Annotated in this window: 15 protein-coding genes; 12 read left to right on the top strand and 3 right to left on the bottom strand. The window is 44.8% G+C overall.

Annotated features, from left to right (window positions below; genetic code table 11):
• Positions 1–2: 2 nt before the first annotated feature.
• Positions 3–3,341, top strand: a complete 3,339-nt coding sequence (locus tag OKW21_RS30970; RefSeq protein WP_277487367.1) for a VCBS repeat-containing protein — start codon at positions 3–5, stop codon at positions 3,339–3,341.
• Between the two features lie 153 nt (positions 3,342–3,494).
• Here OKW21_RS30970 and OKW21_RS30965 read toward each other — a convergent pair whose 3' ends face one another.
• Positions 3,495–4,616 carry a redoxin domain-containing protein gene (locus tag OKW21_RS30965; protein WP_277487365.1) on the bottom strand — a complete coding sequence of 374 codons (1,122 nt, stop codon included), beginning with the start codon at positions 4,614–4,616 and terminating at the stop codon, positions 3,495–3,497.
• Between the two features lie 112 nt (positions 4,617–4,728).
• Here OKW21_RS30965 and OKW21_RS30960 point away from each other — a divergent pair, with 112 nt between their 5' ends.
• Complete coding sequence (locus tag OKW21_RS30960; RefSeq protein WP_277487363.1) at positions 4,729–5,718, top strand: quinone oxidoreductase family protein; 990 nt, start codon at positions 4,729–4,731, stop codon at positions 5,716–5,718.
• Here the strand turns inward: OKW21_RS30960 and OKW21_RS30955 are convergent.
• Positions 5,705–6,226 carry a retropepsin-like aspartic protease gene (locus OKW21_RS30955; RefSeq protein WP_277487361.1) on the bottom strand — a complete coding sequence of 174 codons (522 nt, stop codon included), beginning with the start codon at positions 6,224–6,226 and terminating at the stop codon, positions 5,705–5,707. The two genes, OKW21_RS30960 and OKW21_RS30955, sit on opposite strands and share 14 nt — an antisense overlap.
• 382 nt (positions 6,227–6,608) lie before the next feature.
• Between OKW21_RS30955 and OKW21_RS30950 the strand changes: the two genes are divergently transcribed.
• The 6 genes from OKW21_RS30950 (at position 6,609) to OKW21_RS30925 (ending at position 14,748) form a co-directional block, all read left to right on the top strand.
• On the top strand, positions 6,609–7,940 hold the full coding sequence (locus OKW21_RS30950; protein WP_277487359.1) for a serine hydrolase domain-containing protein: 1,332 nt from the start codon (positions 6,609–6,611) through the stop codon (positions 7,938–7,940).
• A 192-nt stretch (positions 7,941–8,132) separates the two neighbouring features.
• Positions 8,133–9,458 (top strand): dicarboxylate/amino acid:cation symporter, encoded by a 1,326-nt coding sequence (locus OKW21_RS30945; RefSeq protein ID WP_277487357.1) that lies wholly within the window; start codon positions 8,133–8,135, stop codon positions 9,456–9,458.
• A gap of 73 nt (positions 9,459–9,531) precedes the next feature.
• Positions 9,532–10,578 (top strand): tRNA 2-selenouridine(34) synthase MnmH, encoded by a 1,047-nt coding sequence (gene mnmH / locus OKW21_RS30940; protein WP_277487355.1) that lies wholly within the window; start codon positions 9,532–9,534, stop codon positions 10,576–10,578.
• 2 nt (positions 10,579–10,580) lie between these two features.
• Positions 10,581–11,624 (top strand): selenide, water dikinase SelD, encoded by a 1,044-nt coding sequence (gene selD, locus OKW21_RS30935; RefSeq protein WP_277487353.1) that lies wholly within the window; start codon positions 10,581–10,583, stop codon positions 11,622–11,624.
• A 7-nt stretch (positions 11,625–11,631) separates the two neighbouring features.
• Positions 11,632–12,237 (top strand): hypothetical protein, encoded by a 606-nt coding sequence (locus OKW21_RS30930; protein ID WP_277487351.1) that lies wholly within the window; start codon positions 11,632–11,634, stop codon positions 12,235–12,237.
• Between the two features lie 123 nt (positions 12,238–12,360).
• The gene (locus OKW21_RS30925) at positions 12,361–14,748 is read left to right on the top strand and encodes an ABC transporter permease (RefSeq protein ID WP_277487349.1); all 2,388 of its coding nucleotides are present in this window, start codon (positions 12,361–12,363) and stop codon (positions 14,746–14,748) included.
• 83 nt (positions 14,749–14,831) lie between these two features.
• Here the strand turns inward: OKW21_RS30925 and OKW21_RS30920 are convergent, their stop codons facing one another.
• Entirely contained in the window at positions 14,832–15,257 is a 426-nt protein-coding gene (locus OKW21_RS30920; RefSeq protein ID WP_277487347.1) for a VOC family protein, read from the bottom strand.
• A gap of 130 nt (positions 15,258–15,387) precedes the next feature.
• Between OKW21_RS30920 and OKW21_RS30915 the strand changes: the two genes are divergently transcribed.
• From OKW21_RS30915 to OKW21_RS30900, 4 genes are all read left to right on the top strand, one after another.
• Entirely contained in the window at positions 15,388–16,014 is a 627-nt protein-coding gene (locus OKW21_RS30915) for a class I SAM-dependent methyltransferase (RefSeq protein ID WP_277487345.1), read from the top strand.
• A 5-nt stretch (positions 16,015–16,019) separates the two neighbouring features.
• Positions 16,020–16,622, top strand: a complete 603-nt coding sequence (locus tag OKW21_RS30910) for a hypothetical protein (protein WP_277487343.1) — start codon at positions 16,020–16,022, stop codon at positions 16,620–16,622.
• 173 nt (positions 16,623–16,795) lie between these two features.
• On the top strand, positions 16,796–17,587 hold the full coding sequence (locus tag OKW21_RS30905) for an alpha/beta fold hydrolase (RefSeq protein ID WP_277487341.1): 792 nt from the start codon (positions 16,796–16,798) through the stop codon (positions 17,585–17,587).
• 184 nt (positions 17,588–17,771) lie between these two features.
• A complete protein-coding gene (locus OKW21_RS30900) occupies positions 17,772–18,887 on the top strand; it encodes an efflux RND transporter periplasmic adaptor subunit (RefSeq protein ID WP_277487339.1) in 1,116 nt (371 codons plus the stop codon).
• Positions 18,888–18,890 lie beyond the last annotated feature (3 nt).

Below are 18,890 nucleotides of genomic sequence, written 5' to 3'. Positions count from 1 at the left end.
TTATGAGCTCTATATATAATTACTGTATTTTTCTGTTTTTTGGATGTATGTTGTTCACTGCCTGCTCGCAGGAAATATCTGAACAGAAGAGCAAGCCTACTGCTCCTGAAAATAATGGACAGACCTACTTTCGTCTGTTAGAAGCCGGATCTACAGGCGTAGACTTTATCAACCAGGTAGAGGATCAGGAGGATTTTAACATTCTTACCTATCGCAATTTTTATAATGGAGGAGGTGTAGCTATCGGGGATATCAACAATGATAGCCTTCCCGATTTATACTTCACCGCCAATTTGACAGGAAATAAACTATACCTCAACAAAGGAAACATGACATTTGAAGATGTCACCGAACAGGCAGGTGTTGCCGGCACTAAAGCCTGGAGCACAGGGGTAACGATGGCTGATGTGAATGGAGATGGCTGGCTGGACATTTACGTCAGCAATTCGGGTGATATCGCTGGAGATAATAAGGAAAACGAGTTGTTTATCAATCATGGAGACCTTTCTTTTAGTGAACAAGCCGAGGAGTACGGTTTAAACAATCAGGGCTACTCTACCCAGGCAGCATTCTTTGACTACGACCTGGATGGAGATCTTGACTGCTACTTACTCAACAACAGTTTTAAAGATCCCAGCAAGATTGACCTGTTCAAAAGTATGCGTGATGAACCCGACGAAATGGGAGGAGATAAACTGTACAGAAATGATGGTAATAAGTTTACAGACATCACCCTGCAGGCAAACATCTACAGCAGCGCCATAGGATTCGGACTAGGCGCAGTAATCGGGGATATCAATCAGGACATGTATCCCGACATTTATATTAGCAATGACTTTTGGGAACGAGACTACCTTTACATCAACCAGGGAGACGGGAGCTTCTCCGAAGAATTGATCGACCGCATAGACTTCTGTTCCATTTCCAGTATGGGAGGTGATATGGCGGATATTAATAATGACGGTCATCCCGAGATTTTTACCACTGATATGCTGGCGGGTGATAATTACCGGCTGAAAGCTATGTCAGCCTTTGACCCTTATCACCTGGAGAACATGAAGTACAGGGCTAATTATCATTACCAAATAGGGCAAAACTGCCTGCACCTTAACGATGGCAAAGGCGATTTTCAGGAGATTGGCATGCTTTCAGATGTAGCAGCCACAGACTGGAGTTGGGGGGCACTTATTTTTGATTTTGAAAATGATGGGCATAAAGACCTCTTTGTCAGTAATGGTCTACAACGAGACCTGATGTATATGGATTTTCGGGACTTTCTTTCAGACAATGGAGTATACCGAAAAATAGCCCAAAAAGAGAAGGTTGACTATAGTAATATGATTACTCAGATGCCTTCTAACCCAATCAGAAATTTTGCCTTTAGCAATACCGGAAGGCTGGGTTTTGAAGATAACACAGTGCAGCTGGGACTGGCTCAGCCCTCTTTCAGCAATGGGGCCGCATATGGTGACCTGGATAACGATGGGGATCAGGACCTGGTCATCAACAATGTCAATATGCCTGTCTTCATCTACCAAAACGAAGCTGAAAAGACACAGCATCACTACCTCAAAATTAAATTTAAAGGTTATGCGAACAACCCTTTTGGTATTGGTGCACAGGTCAAAATATCGATTAAGGAGAATATTCAGGTATTACAGAATTTCAATACCCGGGGTTTTGAGAGTAGCATTGAGCCTTACTTATTATTTGGTCTTGGGGAAGAAAGTAGCATTGATCAACTTGAAGTAATCTGGCCGGATAAAAGAAAACAGCTACTGAAAAATATTGCTGCTGACCAAACCCTCACGCTGGATCATGAAGAGGCTAGTAGTACAGCGGTGCCAGTATCAACTGCCAGGAATGTTCCGGCTCCTCTACTAACAGAAGTCAGTGACCAATTGGTGCAGGGAGACTCCCGCCATCAGGAGAACCGCTACAATGATTTTGATCACGAAATTTTACTCTGGAGAATGTTGTCGACCGAAGGCCCCAGAATAGTAAAAGGGGATGTAAATGGGGATAAGCTTGAAGATTTCGTTTTACTGGGTGCTAAAGACGATGAAGACAAACTATTTACCCAGAGGAATGACGGAAGTTTTAAAAGAACGCCGAGTGAGGGGCTAAAAATAGCTGGATCATTTGAAAGTAGCTGTGGCGCTTTTCTGGATGTAGACCAGGATGGCGACCAGGACCTGATGTTAGGTGCTGGCGGCAACGAGTATCTTGAAGGAGGTCAGCATTTTATTTTAAGGTACTTTGAAAATGACGGGCAGGGAAAGCTGAAGCCCAGCAACCGTAACGTTCCCCGCCTCGTAGGCAACTTCTCCTGTCTGGAAGCGGCAGACTTTAATGGGGATGGCAGCATGGATATGTTTTTGGGAGGAAGATGCGTACCAGGTAACTATGGTCTTCCTCCACGAAGCTACTTAATGGTCAACAAAGGAGGTAACTGGGTGGACGAAACCCCCGAAGCACTATCGGGCATTGGCATGGTGACTGATGCTAGTTGGGTAGATATAGATGGAGACCAGGATAAGGACTTAATCGTTGTAGGTGAGTGGATGGGAATTCATATTTTTAACAACGAAGATGGTAAGTTGGTCAACAGTACTGAAATCAAAAATAGCCAGGGCTGGTGGAACAGAATTGAAGCTGCTGATTTGGATAAAGATGGTGATATGGATTTTGTGTTAGGTAATTGGGGGCTAAACAGTAAACTTCAGGCATCTCCCGAAAAACCTCTTAGCCTGTATGTAAACGATTTTGACAGAAACAACAAGAGCGAGTTTATACTCAGTTGGTATGCCCCTCTGGACGATCAGGCATATCCTTTCGCTCCCAAAGGAGAACTGACCAAGCAGCTTCCCCAGCTACGCAAACAGATTCTGAAGTATGAGGACTACGCCAGGCAAACCTACGAAACGTTATTTCCACTTCAGCTACGTCAACAGTCTCTTACTTATAAAGCGAGCTATTTGGAAAGCGCGATACTTTGGAATGAGGGAGGAAACTTTTCGCTCACAGCATTGCCGGTTGAAGCACAGGTGGCCCCGGTTTTTGCTATCGCCGTTGAAGATTTTAATGAAGACGGTTATCCGGATATCTGGCTGGGAGGTAACTTTTACGCACTCAAGCCTCAGGTAGGCAGACATGACGCTAGCCGAGGCACATTACTGCTAGGTAGAGGATCAGGAAAGTTTGAAGCACTTTCCCCTGCCGCTTCGGGCACATATGTAGAGGGTGAAGTAAGAGACGCAGTAATGATAGAGTCAAAGCAATCCAAAGTGATGCTTGTCTCCAGAAACAATGAAAATATTGTGGTCTTTCAAAAAAAATAGAACCATAATGAAACTATCTTCACATTAAATTGCACTTTTGTCATTTTGATCTTTCATTGTGCCCTATATAAAAAGACCGGCTTATACCGGTCTTTTCTTGGTAATACTGCTTCTGCAATAAGCAATCCTTATTGGTTGAAGGTGTAGTAGACATTAGTAGTAACGCCCAATATACTGGTTCTCCACGATCGCTTTTTTCATTTCCAGCGGATCAATCGTACCCTGCTGGCTGTATACGATTTTGCCTCCCGGCTCCACCAGAATAGTATAGGGCAAGGCTCCCTGCCATTCCGGGTCAATCGCTTCTATCAAAGCGTATTTATCGTCGGTATTAAAGATATAGTTTTTGTTGGAAGCTTCCTGTTTCTTCAGGAAAGCCAGTGCTTTGTCCTGCTTATCAGGCTTGTCCGCACTGATAGAGATAAACTCGAAATCGCGGCCGCGATACATCCGGTCTATTTCTATGAACTCAGGAAACTCCATCACACAGGGTCCGCACCAGGTAGCCCACACATTGATCAGGCGCAGCTTATCTGAGTCATTGGCAATAAGCTGCTGAATACCCTCCGTACCGATGGGTTCTATACTTACTTCTTCTGCAGCCCAGGCATCCAGTTGCTTCTGTACCCACTCGTCTTTCCAGCCCCACTTGATGGAGCAGCCAAAAGTTTTGGTTTGAGGCGTAGAAACTTCTTTTCCTGCCAGTAACTCGTCTATGGCCTGTCGGGCATCCTCTGCATTGGCAGTACCGGGTTTTTCTGAAGCATCCAGCCTGCCCACATAGCTGAGGCTACGGTTTTTATCAAAAATGAAGATATGAGGAGTCGCTACCGGGCCATATTGAAGCGCCGCCGCCTGATCATCTCCGTCATATAGATAAGGGAAGTTGTAATTCATTTCTTCTGCCCTGATTTTCATTTCCTCATAGGTATCGCTCAGGTCGGTGTAGCCCAATTCTGAAAGGCTGATGGCATCCGGCGCATTGGAAGAAATGCCTATCAGTTGAAAACTTTCATCCTGATAATCATTAACCAGATCAATTACACGCTGCTCATAGGCCTGTGCCGTAGGACAGTGGTTACAGGTAAATAGGATAGCCAGCACATCCGCATCATCATATTCAGAAAGACTGTGCATCTGACCGTCAATACCTTTGAGGTTAAAGTCCGGCGCTTTTGCACCCGGCTCCAGTGTTTCGGGTTCTGCATGCTTTTCCTGTGCAGAGGCATATGAACTCAAAATAAAAAATAAAAGTAACAGCTGTAGCTTTTTCATAGTTGTATAGTAGTCTTGCTTGGAGCAGAATATATAAATTTCTTAAGAAAAAAACAGATGTTCCGGGTCAACAATATTAATCTCATTTAATCACGAAGCCTAATTATATATCATGCAAAAAATTGTATTCAACCAAAGCGGAGCAGCTAAAGAAGTACTGGAACTTAAAGAAATACCTACTCCCGAAGTAAAAGCCGGCCAGGTAGGTATCCGGGTAAAATCCGCTTCGGTCAATCCCGCTGATGTACTCTTCATACAAGGGCAATATGGCCTCAAACCTAAGTTTCCCGACAGTCCGGTGGGTATGGAAGGTGCCGGAGAAATTGATAAAATCGGTACGGGCATAGGTGATGGCATTGAACTTTTTAAAGGCATGCGAGTGGCCTTCGCTACACTGGGGAGCTGGTCAGATTATGTGGTAGTTCCGGCGTCGTCTGTTATGCCTCTACCCAAAAACGTAAGCTGGGAGGAAGGGGCCCAGTTTTTTGTAAATCCTTTTACGGCGCTGGCTATGCTGGAAGACGTAAATCTGAAGAAAGGGGACTGGCTGTTGCTCACCGCCGCTTACGCTGCGCTTAACAAAATAGTGATCAGAATCGCTAGAGAAAGGGGGATTAAAACAATTTGTACCGTTCGCAGAGATGAGCAGGTGGATGCGCTACATATGTTGGGCGCCGAGGCGGTCATCCATACCGAAAAGGATCAGCTCACTGAAAGAGTGCATGCGCTTACTAACGGAAGAGGCGTACAGGCCTGCTTTGAATCAGTAGGTGGCGAACTCTGTGAGCAGGCGATAAACTGCATGGGGCATGGAGGTAAAATGCTTATTTACGGTGTGCTCAGTGGAAAACCTACTTCCCTGAATGGTGGCCTGATGATCTTTAAAGAGCTTAACATAAAAGGCTTCTGGCTGTCCCGGTGGATGCAGGAGAGCAGCACCTCCACCAAGGCCCGGCTTAGCAGCGAATTATACCAACTTGCCAAAAACAACGTGATCCCATTAGAAGCCGGAGCTACCTTTCCATTAAAACAGGCTGCTAAAGCGGTTGAATATAGCCAGAAAAGTGGCAAGTCTGGTAAGGCTATTATTACCTGTAATTAGTCTGATCCACATCAGCCTGTGCTACGGTAGCCATAGTTGGGCTCTCCATATGGACAAGCTCTTCTTTGTAGTCTATTATAAACCCGTATTTGATCATTACATCTGAGCCTATGATTCCACTGATTCTTAGCAGTGTGCTGCTATGAATCGCCTGAATTACCGAGCTAAGATCATAAGTAAAAAAAGGTATTTTGATGGGTAAGTCTCCCAACTCAAGCTTGAGACCATATGCACGATTCATATTGTTGACATTTCCATGAATGCCCGCTACCCTTTGCGGGCTTACCATGCGCTTGATCTTAAAATCAAAGTGTTTAGCATTTTCATCATGCAATACGGTTATATCAGATCCCGTATCCAGCAGAAAGTAGGCTTTCTTTCCATTGAGTTTAGCTTCCACTATGGGTTTACTATTCAGCTTTTTTATTTTTATTGGAGACACCTGGGCAAATGTCATCTGTGCGCTGCACAGGGCTGAAAGCAGCATTAAGGCAAAAAATCTTTTCATAATACTAATAGCTTTGGTGTAGGCTATACAGTAATACTAAAGCCATACCTTCTATCTAATATTCTGATAATCAGATTATTAAAAAATGTCATCAATTGTCATATTGTAGGTATGCGAACAGTGAGCGTATCAGATCGATACATTCAGGGACAGGGCCTTATTGATCATCTTTTTTCTGAAGGCTGAAATTTTTACTTTTTTTAAAAAAAACTCATCTGCATTGTATAATCCGACTAATGTTTAGAATCTATCTAATACCCCTATTGCTATACGTTTATTTATGCTCCATATTTAAGGTTACAAGCTATGATTTAAGACTTACTAAGGAACTAAAAGCACTTCAGAGCGGTATAGCTTGGTAATTATTAACCTGAATATTTTAATGCTAGGCACAGTAAAAATTCCTTTACAGAATTTCCCATTACTACGTATGAGTAATCTGGTAGCAGGACTTATTTTTACACTTTTGATCTTAGGAATTCCCTTCACTATTGCTGATGGCGATCATGAAGCTTTTGGTAGCAGTGGCATGGAAGTGGTTAAAAGCGTCACCAACCTTTCCAATGAAAACTCTAACCTTAAGGCTTTGTCTCATGTAGACTCCGCCATGCATCGCTTCATCAAGCGCCAGGGAATTATCGGAGCCTCGGTAGGGATCGTCAAAGATGGTCAGTTAATTTATACCAAAGGTTTTGGCCATACTGACATTGATGCGCAACAGACAACCCAACCTTATCACCTTTTCCGTATTGGTAGCATCTCTAAGCTGATCACTGCTGTAGCAGTGATGAAACTATATGAGGATGGTAAGTTACAATTAGAAGATAAAGTATTTGGTAAAGAAGGAATACTACAAGGGGGAGTTTACGATAAGATCAAGGACAGAAAGATCTATAACATTGAAGTCAGACACCTGCTCAACCACACCTCCGGCTGGAGCAAGCGGACCTATGGTGACCCTATGTTTATCCCTCATAAGATAGCCGAAGATATGGGCGAAACGTCTTCACCTGACCTGGATACCATCATTGAGTTTATCCTCTCCAAGCACATGCCGTATCGTCCGGGTGCTTATTATGATTACTCTAATTTCGGTTACGCCCTCTTAGGTAAAGTGATTGAAGCGGTTTCCGGCGAAGGTTATGAAGACTACGTGAAGAAAGAAATTCTCTACCCACTGGGCATAAGAGATATGCGCCTGGCTAAAAACTTTGAGGAAGACCGCTTTGAAAACGAAGTAGCCTATTACGATTTTACCTATAACAACATGCGTCCCTCGCTGAACAGCCCTGAAGAGCTTGTTTCTACTACGTATAGCTTTAATATAGAAGCATTGGCGGCGGCGGGGGGATGGTTGGCAACATCTACCGACCTGCTGAAATTTCTGGTAGCTGTGGATGGATTTAAAAATACACCGGACATACTTTCTAACGAGTCTTTGCTCACCATGGTCAAGCCGGGGCATGGAGGGAATCGTCCTTATGGCTGGCGTGGCATTACCCCCGATGGCACCTGGTGGCGTACAGGTACGCTGGCAGGAACATCAGCCATTATGAAGAGGTTGGACAATGGCATCTCCTGGGTAGTACTGGCCAACACCACCAGCCGAAGAAGCCGCTACTTTAATGGCAAGGTAAATTACATCATGCACAACTCATTTGAGAAAATGCAGGAATGGCCATCTCAAGACTTATTTGCCCTTAGCTACTACTAAATTGCATACATCTACTGCTACAGAGCCCGGTCCCATAGATCGGGCTTTTTTTATTACTACACTAACTCAATAGATAACATAAATAATATTAGCCGGATATTAGTGGTTAGCATTTCACCTACTTATTTTGCATTTTTACAACTTCTTTTGATTTTGTGCTTACCTGAGAAATCCTAACTGAGAGACTCGTATATGAAAAAAATTCCTTTGCATACTCAGATCCTGATCGGTCTGGTTTTAGGGCTCGTCTTCGGTATTCTGAGCATACAGCTTGGCTGGGACCCCAGCCTTACCGTCAAATATATCAAGCCATTCGGTACTATTTTCGTCAACTCCCTCAAGATGATCGCTGTACCTCTGGTGCTCGCTTCATTGATCGTGGGTATATCCAACCTGGGCGATATCTCCAAACTTTCCCGCATGGGAGGAAAGACCATCGGTATCTACCTGGTGACTACTGCCATAGCCGTTACCATCGGCCTGGTGCTGGTCAACATGTTACAGCCGGGTAAGCAACTTCCGGAAACTACTCGCGAAAACCTGATCTCTCTGTACAGCGGAGATGTAGAAGCACGTCAGACTGTGGCAGAAGGCGTAAAAGATGCCGGGCCGCTGCAACCCCTGGTAGATGTGGTGCCGCAAAATGTATTTGAATCCTTCGGCGACAATGCCAATATGCTGCAGGTGGTGTTTCTGGCACTCATTATAGGCATAGCTTTGCTAAAAGTACCAAAAGAAAAAGGCAGCACGGTTATCGCTTTTTTTGATGGCTTCAATGATATTATCATTAAAATCGTGGAGTTTATCATGATCCTGGCCCCTTATGGTGTATTTGCACTGATCGCTTCGCTTATCGTAGATCTGGGAGGCGAAAATCCTGACCAGGCTTTTGAGCTGTTGCTAGCTTTGCTTTGGTACAGTATCACGGTTATCATTGGTCTTGCACTCATGGTTGCGGTCGTCTACCCTTCTTTATTCAAGATCTTCACTAAAGTTCCCTATTCTAAATTTTTTAAGGCAATACGCCCTGCCCAGTTACTGGCTTTCAGTACCAGTTCCAGTGCCGCCACCCTGCCGGTGACGATGGAGGTGGTAGAGAAAGATCTGGAAGTATCGGAAGAAGTAGCCAGTTTTGTGCTTCCCCTAGGCGCTACCATCAATATGGATGGCACCAGCCTTTACCAGGGTGTAGCTGCTGTTTTTATCGCCCAGGCTCTGGGCCTGGGTCTGTCTATCACCCAACAACTAATGATCGTGCTGACTGCAGTGTTAGCTTCTATAGGTACTGCAGCCGTACCCGGTGCGGGAGTTGTAATGCTGGTCATAGTGCTGGAAGCCATTGGCGTGCCCACCGCAGGCATTGCCCTTATCCTTGCTCCAGACCGTATCCTGGATATGTGTCGTACGGTAGTTAATGTTACCGGTGATGCCTCCGTCGCTATGATTGTAGCCAGCACAGAAGGTAAACTTCCCGATGAAATGATAAGGGAAGAGGTAGTGGGCGCAACCACAGACTAATAACACAAAAGCTATTCATATTTGTTACCTTGACAAAGTAGAGAAGCATTTCTCTTTTTTATAATTATCTTATATGAACAAGCTTTCAGCAACAGCATTTCTGAAAAAATCAGGCCAGCTACCTATCATAGATGTCCGCTCTCCGGCAGAGTTTGCCTCCGGCCACATTCCCGGAGCGCATAACATTCCTCTTTTTGATAATCGGGAGCGAGCAGTTGTGGGAACAACTTATAAGCAGACAGGCCGGCAGGAAGCAATGCTGGAAGGGCTTGAGCTGGTGGGGCCAAAGATGCGTTCTTTTGTTGAAGCAACCTATAAAATCGCACCTGACAAAAAACTTTTGGTACACTGCTGGCGAGGAGGCATGCGTAGTGAGAGCTTTGCCTGGCTCCTTGAAACAGCTGGCATGGAAGTCATTACCCTGGAAGGGGGATACAAAGCTTACCGGAATTATGTGCTGGAAAGGTTAAAAGAACCTGTACAGCTTTTCATTGTAGGCGGAGAAACGGGCAGTGGAAAAACAGACATACTCAAAGCATTGGCTGAGCAGGGAGAGCAGGTCATTGACCTGGAAGCACTTGCCCACCACAAAGGTTCTTCCTTCGGGGGAATAGGCCAAGCCATACAGCCTACCACTGAACAGTTTCAGAATGATCTTTTTGAGAAGTGGCATGCATTAGATCATAACAGGCGGGTCTGGCTGGAGGATGAGTCATTCAGCATCGGAGGCGTACAACTTCCCTACGAACTTTGGGAACAGATGAAAGCAGCCAGCATGATACAGGTGAGCCTGCCCAAAGAAGAACGCATTAAGCGCCTGGTTAGAGAATATGGAAAGCAGAACAGCATCGCTTTAAGCAGGGCCATACATAGGATAGAAAAACGACTGGGAGGTTTACGTACCCAGAAGGCTCTGGAGGACCTGGAAGCAAATAGACTAGAATCAGTGGCTGATAACCTCCTCACCTATTATGACCGCAGCTATCACCGAAATATGGACCGCCGACCGTCAGAACAAATTATCTCTTTGCCCTGTAGTGAAGATGATCCTTATGCAAACGCTTTGGCAGTAAAGAAAGTGGCAGATCAAATTACGCTGAAAACTTCAAATCAATCATAACTATGGAGCAAGCTTCCGCGCAAATAAAACTTACCCAGTATAGTCACGGAGCAGGATGTGGCTGCAAAATATCGCCAAAAATTCTGGAAAGTATGCTGGTGTCCCAACTGCATCAGGCTCCTGACCCTAGATTACTGGTAGGCAATAGCACCAAAGATGATGCGGCAGTATATGATATGGGCAATGGCGAGGCAGTCATCAGCACCACGGACTTTTTTATGCCCATCGTAGATGATGCTTTTGACTTCGGACAGATTGCTTCTGTTAATGCGATCAGCGATATATATGCGATGGGGGGTGCCCCCATCATGGCCATTGCGATATTGGGCTGGCCTGTCAATACCATCCCGGCAGCGGTGGCCCAGCAGGTGCTGGAAGGTAGCCGCCATGCCTGCGCCAAAGCGGGTATTATGCTGGCGGGCGGCCATAGCATTGACTCTCCCGAACCTATTTTTGGGCTGGCCGTCACCGGCAGGATCAGGATTGAAAACCTGAAAAAGAATGACAGTGCTACACCGGGCTGTAAGCTATTCCTGACTAAGCCACTGGGCGTGGGTATTCTGACGACCGCCCAGAAGAAGGGATTGGTAAAAGAAGCAGACCTGGCATTGGCCAGAAACAGCATGCTTACCCTCAATAATGCCGGGGAACAGTTTGCTACACTTTCCTATGTCAAAGCCATGACCGATGTTACCGGATTTGGGCTGCTGGGCCACCTTAGCGAAATTTGCGAAGGCAGCGGAGTAAGCGCCCTAGTGGAAAGCCAACGTGTACCCCGCTTTGAGGTAATAGACCAGTACATCGCGCAGAAGAGCATGCCCGGCGGGACACAACGCAACTTCGACAGTTACGGTCATAAGATCAGTCCACTTACTGAGGGGCAAAAAGCTTTACTTTGTGACCCCCAGACCAGCGGTGGTTTATTAGTCGCTGTAGAAGCCGAACAGGAAGATAATTTCGTCCAGTTTGCTCAAAAGCTTGGTTTGCAGCTTCAGGCGTTTGGGGAAACGGTAGAACAGAGAGGTATGCTCATCACAGTAAGCTAGCCTTTAAATGATTACTCTAAAAATGCAGCATTTAAATAAAATCCTTCTTCCGGTAATAATGATGGGTAGTATTTTGGGATGCGATAGTGCGAGCAGAAAACAACTTGACCAGGAGGCCATCAACAAAGAAATGGAACAGCGGGAAATCAAGCGTATCCTCCCGGCAGAGATTGTGGAAGGAGCTTATAAGCAGGGTAATGATATAGCCGTGCAGGCCCAGGAGCTTGCTGTCAAGCTTTATCAGTCGGAAGCAGGAGCATCTGAAGGTCTCGATAGCTTCGTAAATGAGCGCACATTGGTAACAATAGATTCCCTGGCAAAAGCTCATAATGCGGAAATTCACTGGGTACCTGCCGATGCGGAACAGCTTCAACTGAGCGAAATGGAACAGCAACTCTGGGAGGCTTACTGGTATAATGTGGAGAATGACTTACCAGTGAATGACAATGTGCAGAAGATCAATGAAGAGGCTTACTTATACACCAAGCCAATGATGCTAAACCCAGGACTCAGAAAAAAACTTCCCGGCAGTGAAGATACTTTACGGAATACTGACTTTATGGGCATGTGGAGTATTCAGCTTTCCAAGAAAGAGATTATACAGGCGATGTGAAATACTTCTACCATTGACTGCAAAATATGGTAGTTTCCCTGCAAAATGCTCGGTAATTACGAATGATTATTGAATAATGAGGGGTGAAAAGCTGTCGTCATCAGTCATTATTCATTCATCATTATGATAAAGAACTACCTCCATCTCGCCCTCCGCAACTTCCGAAAGCACAAAGCTTTTACGCTCATCAATCTGCTGGGGCTGTCTATAGGTTTGAGTGTATGCTATTTTGCATGGACCTATGTACAGTTTGAGTTGAGTTATGATAGTTATCATGCAAAAGCTGACCGTATTTACCGCCTGGTCACTGATGTAAAAACTTCCAAAGGCATAGACTATCAGAGTACCTCCGCCCCTATGGCACCAGCTTTAGAAGAGACCTTTCCTGAAGTGGAGTCTGCCACAAGACTTCTGCTGGACTACCTGCTTGTCCAGCAAAGGCAGCACAATTTTAGTGAAGAAAAAGTAGCTTATGCTGACTCTTCTTTGTTTTCGGTCTTTACCTTTCCCTTTCTCATCGGTAATCCTCAACAAGCGCTGAATGCTCCCTTTACCATCGTTCTGACTGAAACTACCGCTCATAAGTATTTTGGCTCTAACGATTGTCTGGGTAAAACGCTGCTCATAGATGGGAAACACGCTGCTACTGTCACAGGAGTGATGCAGGATATACCTGCCAACTCTCATTTTCGGGTAGATATGCTGGTTTCCATGTCTACGCTCTTGCAGGAATGGAACCCTTCTATGGCAGATAACTGGAAAAGGTTTGGCTTCTACACCTACCTGTTGTTAGCGAATGATTATGCTCCTGCTCACCTGGCCGAAAAACTTCCCTCCTTTGTAGGAGAACATATGCCGCAAGATCAGATCGGCTACTCACTTTCTCTGGAGCCACTCAAAAGTGTTTATCTGCAGGCTAAACCCAGAGGACATAGAGCGGGAAGTTCAGTAAGTGGGAACAAAAAAAATCTGTATACTTTCACTTTGGTAGCGTTATTTGTGTTGTTTATTGCTTCTTTCAATTTTGTCAATCTCTCCACGGCTGTTTCCATGCAACGTAGCCGGGAAGTGGGAGTACGAAAAGTGTTGGGTGCCAGCCGAAAAGAGCTGATCACTCAGTTTCTTACCGACGCTGTTTTGCTGAGCCTGACAGCTTTTTTTCTCTCCCTACTGCTATGCATGATATTTCTTCCTATTTTTAATCAGCTATCCGGTAAAATTATCAATAACAGTATTTTTGAGCCTATCAATTACCTTGGCCTGCTTTTTTTACTTGCTCTCGTGCTCGGCCTGCTTTCCGGTTTGTATCCTGCGCTTTTTCTCTCCGGCTTTCAGCCACTGAGCAGTTTAAAAGGCAAATTGGTTTCCGGTTCTCAGGGAACCCTGCTTCGCAAAACATTGGTGACCTGCCAGTTTTTTGTTTCAGTTGTTTTGATAATGGCCACCCTGGTCATTTACCACCAACTACACTTTATGCAAAACCAGGAACTGGGGTTTCACAAAAGACATAAGCTGGTAATAGATTTTCATTTTGATGAGCAGGTAAAGGACCGTATTGAGACGATAAAACAGGAGTTGTTGCGCATCCCCGGCATTGAATCCGCTACAGTTTCCTCAAGCTTACCAGGAAGGGCTAATCATCAACTCATCACCAGCCTGGAAAACGCAGATCATGAAGAATATGAACTTCGTCTGGATGCTTACTTTGTGGATCGTGACTTTTTAGAACAATATCAAATAGAAGTAATTGCCGGCCAGGCGTTCTCAGATATAACCGCACCCAATTCTAAGCAGGCGATGATGATCAATGCGTCAGCCGCGAAGATATTGGGCTATGTCAACCCGGCAGATGCGGTAGGCAAATCATTCCGCCAGGGGGAGCAGGAAGGGACAATCATTGGTGTGGTAAATGATTTTCATTTTCACTCTTTTCAGAAGGAAATTCAGCCGCTCACTTTACGCAATAGCCCCGGCTTCCTTACTTTTCTGACAGTACAACTTTCACCGGAACGTTTGCGATCAACCCTTGTGAATTTAGAACATAAGTGGGCTGATTTGGCAGACATCCCTTTCAGCTACTTTTTTGCGGATGAAGCTTACGACGCGCTTTACAAAGCAGAAGAGCATTTCGGAAAATTATTCGTTTGTTTTGCCACGCTGGCGGTGCTGATATCTTGTCTGGGCCTGCTTGGCTTATCTGCTTTCGGTACTGCCCAACGTACGCAGGAAATCGGCCTCCGCAAAGTACTGGGAGCTACAGTGGGAAGTATCTTGTTTTTACTTTCCAAAGACTATATCAAACTGATACTGATTGCCTGCATCATCGCGCTGCCTATTGCCAACTACTTCATCACCGACTGGCTGCAAAGTTTTGCTTACCGGGTTGATATCAGTTGGTGGTGGTTTGTGCTGCCCACTTTGATTATCCTTTTCATCGCATTTTTATCCATCAGCGGACAGACTTTTAAAGCCGCAAAACAAAATCCGGTGGATAGCCTGCGGTATGAATGACTATAATGAATAATGATGGATGGTTAATGCACTACGCTTTACTTATTAATCATTCCACATTCGTCATTATTCATCAGCAAGGGCTAGCTCGCGAATATCTGTTTCATATCTTTGAAAGACTTGAACTCAAGCGCATTGCCGCTGGGGTCCAGCAAAAACATGGTAGCCTGCTCACCTACTTCTCCTTTAAAACGGATATGCGGTTCTATAATAAATTGAATCCCCATTTCTTTGAGTCGCTCAGAGAGTTCATGCCATTGTTCCCACGCCAAAATAACTCCGAAGTGACGCACCGGCACATTATCGCCATCCACTTCATTGGTTCTGGCCTGGGCTACTTCTTCCGGACGAAGGTGAGCGGAAAGTTGGTGACCGAAGAAGTCAAAGTCTATCCAGCGCTCGGCTGTTCTGCCCACACTACAGCCCAGCGTTTTTTCATAAAACTTTCTTGTGGCAGCTAAATCCGATACCGGAAAAGCCAGGTGAAAAGGAGGTATATTGATCTTCATGGTAAGTCGTTTATTTTGCCCTAAAGCTAAAACCTTCTGCTGTCTCTTTCAAAACAGTTTCTTAATTTTATCCTCGTAGTATGTGTACAATTTTCCGGTATAATTATTTAGCCATTTAATCATTCTCCTTATGTTCCCCCAGGGCCTTAACCAACTTCTTGGCAATATCGATATCTATTTACTTGACCATATTCTAAAAGGACATTTCACCCCTGATATGCGCCTGCTGGATGCAGGCTGTGGGGAGGGCCGTAATCTCGTCTACTTTATTCGGCAGGGCTATGATGTGTGGGGCGTAGACCAGGATACTGCTGCCCTGCGTATGCTCAGGATGTACGGTCGCTCCCTGCACCCCGACTTTGATCCTGAGAAGTTTATTGAAGATGATGTAGCGGATATTTCTTTACCCCCTGAAAGCTTTGATGGTATCATCAGCAGTGCGGTACTACATTTCGCTCATAACCATATCCACTTCAGTAAAATGTTTGCCGAACTCACTCGCCTGTTGCGGCCGGGAGGCTTGCTATTCATACGAACCGCTATGCTGGCCGGGATAGGACAGGAGGTTAAAACGCTTGGAGATAATGGGCGCTACCTTCTGCCCGACGGTAGTGAACGCTACCTGCTACAAGTGGATATGCTGGAAGATCTGTGTGAGCAACATGCTTATCAACTGGTAGAGCCTCTCAAATATGTAGTCGTGCACAATGCCCGGAGTATGGGAGTGATTTTGCTTCAAAAAACCGCTAAACCCTAAAGCACATGGGGCATAAACAAAGCTCCACCATCCAAAGTTATGCTTTAGCTATGCGTCATTTCCTGAATTTATACACCCTTATGCTGTGTTTCATCATTATGGCCTGCAATGGCAGCAAGTACAAAGAAGTAGATGAAAAATCAGCAAAGTTTACTACATCAGATGCTTCCGAACTGTTTTTCAAAAATGTAAGGTCGATACAATACGACAAGGCCGTGATGGGTGACACCAAACTGGATGTGTACCGTTTCAAAGAGCAGGTAGAAGCAGAGGACAGACCTATACTTAACCTTTCTATTGTCGTTAACTGGAGGTATGATGAGGCTTATGTACTGACCGAGCCTAATGCCTTCCTGCAATCATTGGATACAATAAAAATCATGTGGCAGGATACAGTAGCACAAGAGAATGGCACCTACCAGTTTTCAAACGGCAATAAAGCTGAGCATTTTCAACTGGCAGTACAGCTTTACCGAAGTATTCAGGACCAGAGAGCTCTGTACATACTCAATGATGATCAGCAAATACCTTTTATGCGCCGCCGAGACGAAAGGGAAGCCTTTCGTAAGTCAATGGTAGACTATCTTAGATTGGTAGATTTATTATAGCCTTTAGTATAAAATATCAAAACAGACTATGGTAAACTGATTAATATATTTATGCGAAGTTCTACATTGCGCGATTATCTAACGAATATCTACTTTTCTTGAAACTCTGATAAGAAATTTGGGTTGCATAGTAACGGATAAAATATTTTGCCGCTTCTTTTAGCATTTATTCAATGTTATACTTCAAAGATTATCAGCAGGGAAAAGACAGAGAGTGGGTTGTGTTTGTACACGGGGCAGGGGGTAGCTCTTCTATATGGTATCGTCAGCTTCGTTTGTTTCGTAAACACTTCAACGTACTGCTGGTAGACTTACGGGGGCATGGACGTTCCAAAGATTTACTGGAGGGATATGTAAAGCATAATTACACTTTCAAGGACGTAACTACTGATTTGCTGGAAGTAATAACTCATCTGGGAATAGAGAAAGCACATTATATCGGAGTATCTATGGGTACGATTATCATCCGTACTTTGGGGGAAATTGCCCCTCAGTATATGAAGTCCATGATCCTGTGTGGGGCCGTTACCCGCCTGAACTTACGATCACGCCTGCTGGTATTCTTAGGTCATACCTTCAAGCGCTTTGTGCCCTATATGTGGCTTTATCGTCTGTTTGCTTTTGTCATCATGCCTAACCCCAGAGATGCTTCTTCACGTAATTTATTTATAGGAGAGGCCAAGAAGCTGTACAAAAAAGAGTTTCTGAGGTGGTTTAAACTTACCCATGAAGTCAACCCGCTTTTAAAATACTTTAAAGAGAAAGAAATTGCGGTGCCAACGCTTTATATCATGGGAGAAAGAGACTATATGTTTTTACCGCCGGTAAAAAAAATCGTAAAAGAGCATAGCTCTGCGATCTTACAGGTAGTAGATGATTGCGGACATGTCTGCAATATTGAAAAACCGGATATTTTCAACAAACTGGCCATAGGGTTCATACAAAGAGGATACACGAATGTGTAAACATCACTACCGGGAAGCCCGAGTATATGTTTTTCACAAACGTTTATACTATACAAAAAGGGATTCGGTTATTCTTAACAGAGCATACATCAACTTTAGTAAGCAGAGAATTCTGACGTGCATACAACTAATTGTAGTTGTTGAACGTGACTAGTAAATACGCCCACTTGAATAAGAAATTAACATGAAACGAAAGCCTTTCTTGATACAAAGAAGCTCTTTTACCTATGTGCTTTTGCTGCTGGCTGTACTCCTTCAGGCCTGCTCCAAAGCAGAGAAGAAAAGTAGTGAAAGTCCGAACTCAACTGCCAATGCGGCAATGCCCGTGGAAGGAATGGTAATCAAGACTTCTGAGATTGACGATAAGATTTATGCCACCGGAACCCTGCTGCCCAATGAAGAAGTAGAGCTAAGGCCTGAAACCTCCGGCCGCATCGTAGGTATTTACTTTGAGGAAGGCAGTCGGGTATCCAAAGGACAGCTTCTCGCCAGGATTGATAACAGTGAGCTGAATGCGCAGCTCAAAAAACTGAAAGTGCAGGAAAAGCTGGCGCAAAGTGAAGAAGCCCGTCAGCAAAAACTACTGGACATAGAAGCGATCAGCCAGGGAGAATATGATGTCACGCTCAACCAGCTCAATACCATAGAGGCTGAGATCGACCTGCTAGAAACGCAGATTCGCAAAACCAATATCGTATCGCCCTTTAGTGGGGTGGTCAGCCTGCGAAATGTGAGTGAAGGGGGGTACGTCTCACCCACTACGCTCATCGCTTCTATGCAGCAGATTGACCCTATCAAAGTAGAGTTCTCAGTGCCGGAGCGCTACATCAGTGAGATTAAAGAAGGCACAGTAGTCAACTTTAGTGTTACTAATACCAATGAGACTTACCAGGCTAAAGTATATGCCATAGACTCAAAAATTGATATCAATACAAGAACTGTAAGAGTGAGAGCAAGAAGCAGTAACCCTGATAATGCCCTCAGGCCGGGAGCTTTTGCCCGTATAGAAATTATCCTCAAAACTTTTGAAGATGCCATCCTGGTACCCTCCGAAGCCATACTCACCGAACTGGAAGGACAGAAAGTTTTCATCAGTAAAAATGGCAAAGCAGCCTCCAAGAGAATCAAGACCGGCATACGCAATGAAAATATGGTGCAGATTATTGAGGGTTTGACTCCGAGTGACACCCTCGTGCTCACCGGCCTCATGTCCATCCAGGACGGCAGGTCGCTTGAGATTAAAACCCTGAGAGATGAGGCCTCAGAGCTGAACGTTGATGAACCCAATATATCCCTATAACCT

The sequence above is a fragment of the Catalinimonas alkaloidigena genome (assembly GCF_029504655.1).
Taxonomy (GTDB): Bacteria; Bacteroidota; Bacteroidia; order Cytophagales; family Cyclobacteriaceae; genus Catalinimonas; species Catalinimonas alkaloidigena.
This window is presented reverse-complemented; position numbering and strand designations above follow the sequence as displayed.

What these genes read in the sequence shown, in the direction of transcription:
- OKW21_RS30970 (WP_277487367.1), top strand. Translation starts at nt 3, where the DNA reads ATGAGCTCTATATATAATTACTGTATTTTTCTGTTTTTTGGATGTATG.
- OKW21_RS30965 (WP_277487365.1), bottom strand. Translation starts at nt 4,616, where the DNA reads ATGAAAAAGCTACAGCTGTTACTTTTATTTTTTATTTTGAGTTCATAT.
- OKW21_RS30960 (WP_277487363.1), top strand. Translation starts at nt 4,729, where the DNA reads ATGCAAAAAATTGTATTCAACCAAAGCGGAGCAGCTAAAGAAGTACTG.
- OKW21_RS30955 (WP_277487361.1), bottom strand. Translation starts at nt 6,226, where the DNA reads ATGAAAAGATTTTTTGCCTTAATGCTGCTTTCAGCCCTGTGCAGCGCA.
- OKW21_RS30950 (WP_277487359.1), top strand. Translation starts at nt 6,609, where the DNA reads ATGCTAGGCACAGTAAAAATTCCTTTACAGAATTTCCCATTACTACGT.
- OKW21_RS30945 (WP_277487357.1), top strand. Translation starts at nt 8,133, where the DNA reads ATGAAAAAAATTCCTTTGCATACTCAGATCCTGATCGGTCTGGTTTTA.
- mnmH (WP_277487355.1), top strand. Translation starts at nt 9,532, where the DNA reads ATGAACAAGCTTTCAGCAACAGCATTTCTGAAAAAATCAGGCCAGCTA.
- selD (WP_277487353.1), top strand. Translation starts at nt 10,581, where the DNA reads ATGGAGCAAGCTTCCGCGCAAATAAAACTTACCCAGTATAGTCACGGA.
- OKW21_RS30930 (WP_277487351.1), top strand. Translation starts at nt 11,632, where the DNA reads ATGATTACTCTAAAAATGCAGCATTTAAATAAAATCCTTCTTCCGGTA.
- OKW21_RS30925 (WP_277487349.1), top strand. Translation starts at nt 12,361, where the DNA reads ATGATAAAGAACTACCTCCATCTCGCCCTCCGCAACTTCCGAAAGCAC.
- OKW21_RS30920 (WP_277487347.1), bottom strand. Translation starts at nt 15,257, where the DNA reads ATGAAGATCAATATACCTCCTTTTCACCTGGCTTTTCCGGTATCGGAT.
- OKW21_RS30915 (WP_277487345.1), top strand. Translation starts at nt 15,388, where the DNA reads ATGTTCCCCCAGGGCCTTAACCAACTTCTTGGCAATATCGATATCTAT.
- OKW21_RS30910 (WP_277487343.1), top strand. Translation starts at nt 16,020, where the DNA reads ATGGGGCATAAACAAAGCTCCACCATCCAAAGTTATGCTTTAGCTATG.
- OKW21_RS30905 (WP_277487341.1), top strand. Translation starts at nt 16,796, where the DNA reads ATGTTATACTTCAAAGATTATCAGCAGGGAAAAGACAGAGAGTGGGTT.
- OKW21_RS30900 (WP_277487339.1), top strand. Translation starts at nt 17,772, where the DNA reads ATGAAACGAAAGCCTTTCTTGATACAAAGAAGCTCTTTTACCTATGTG.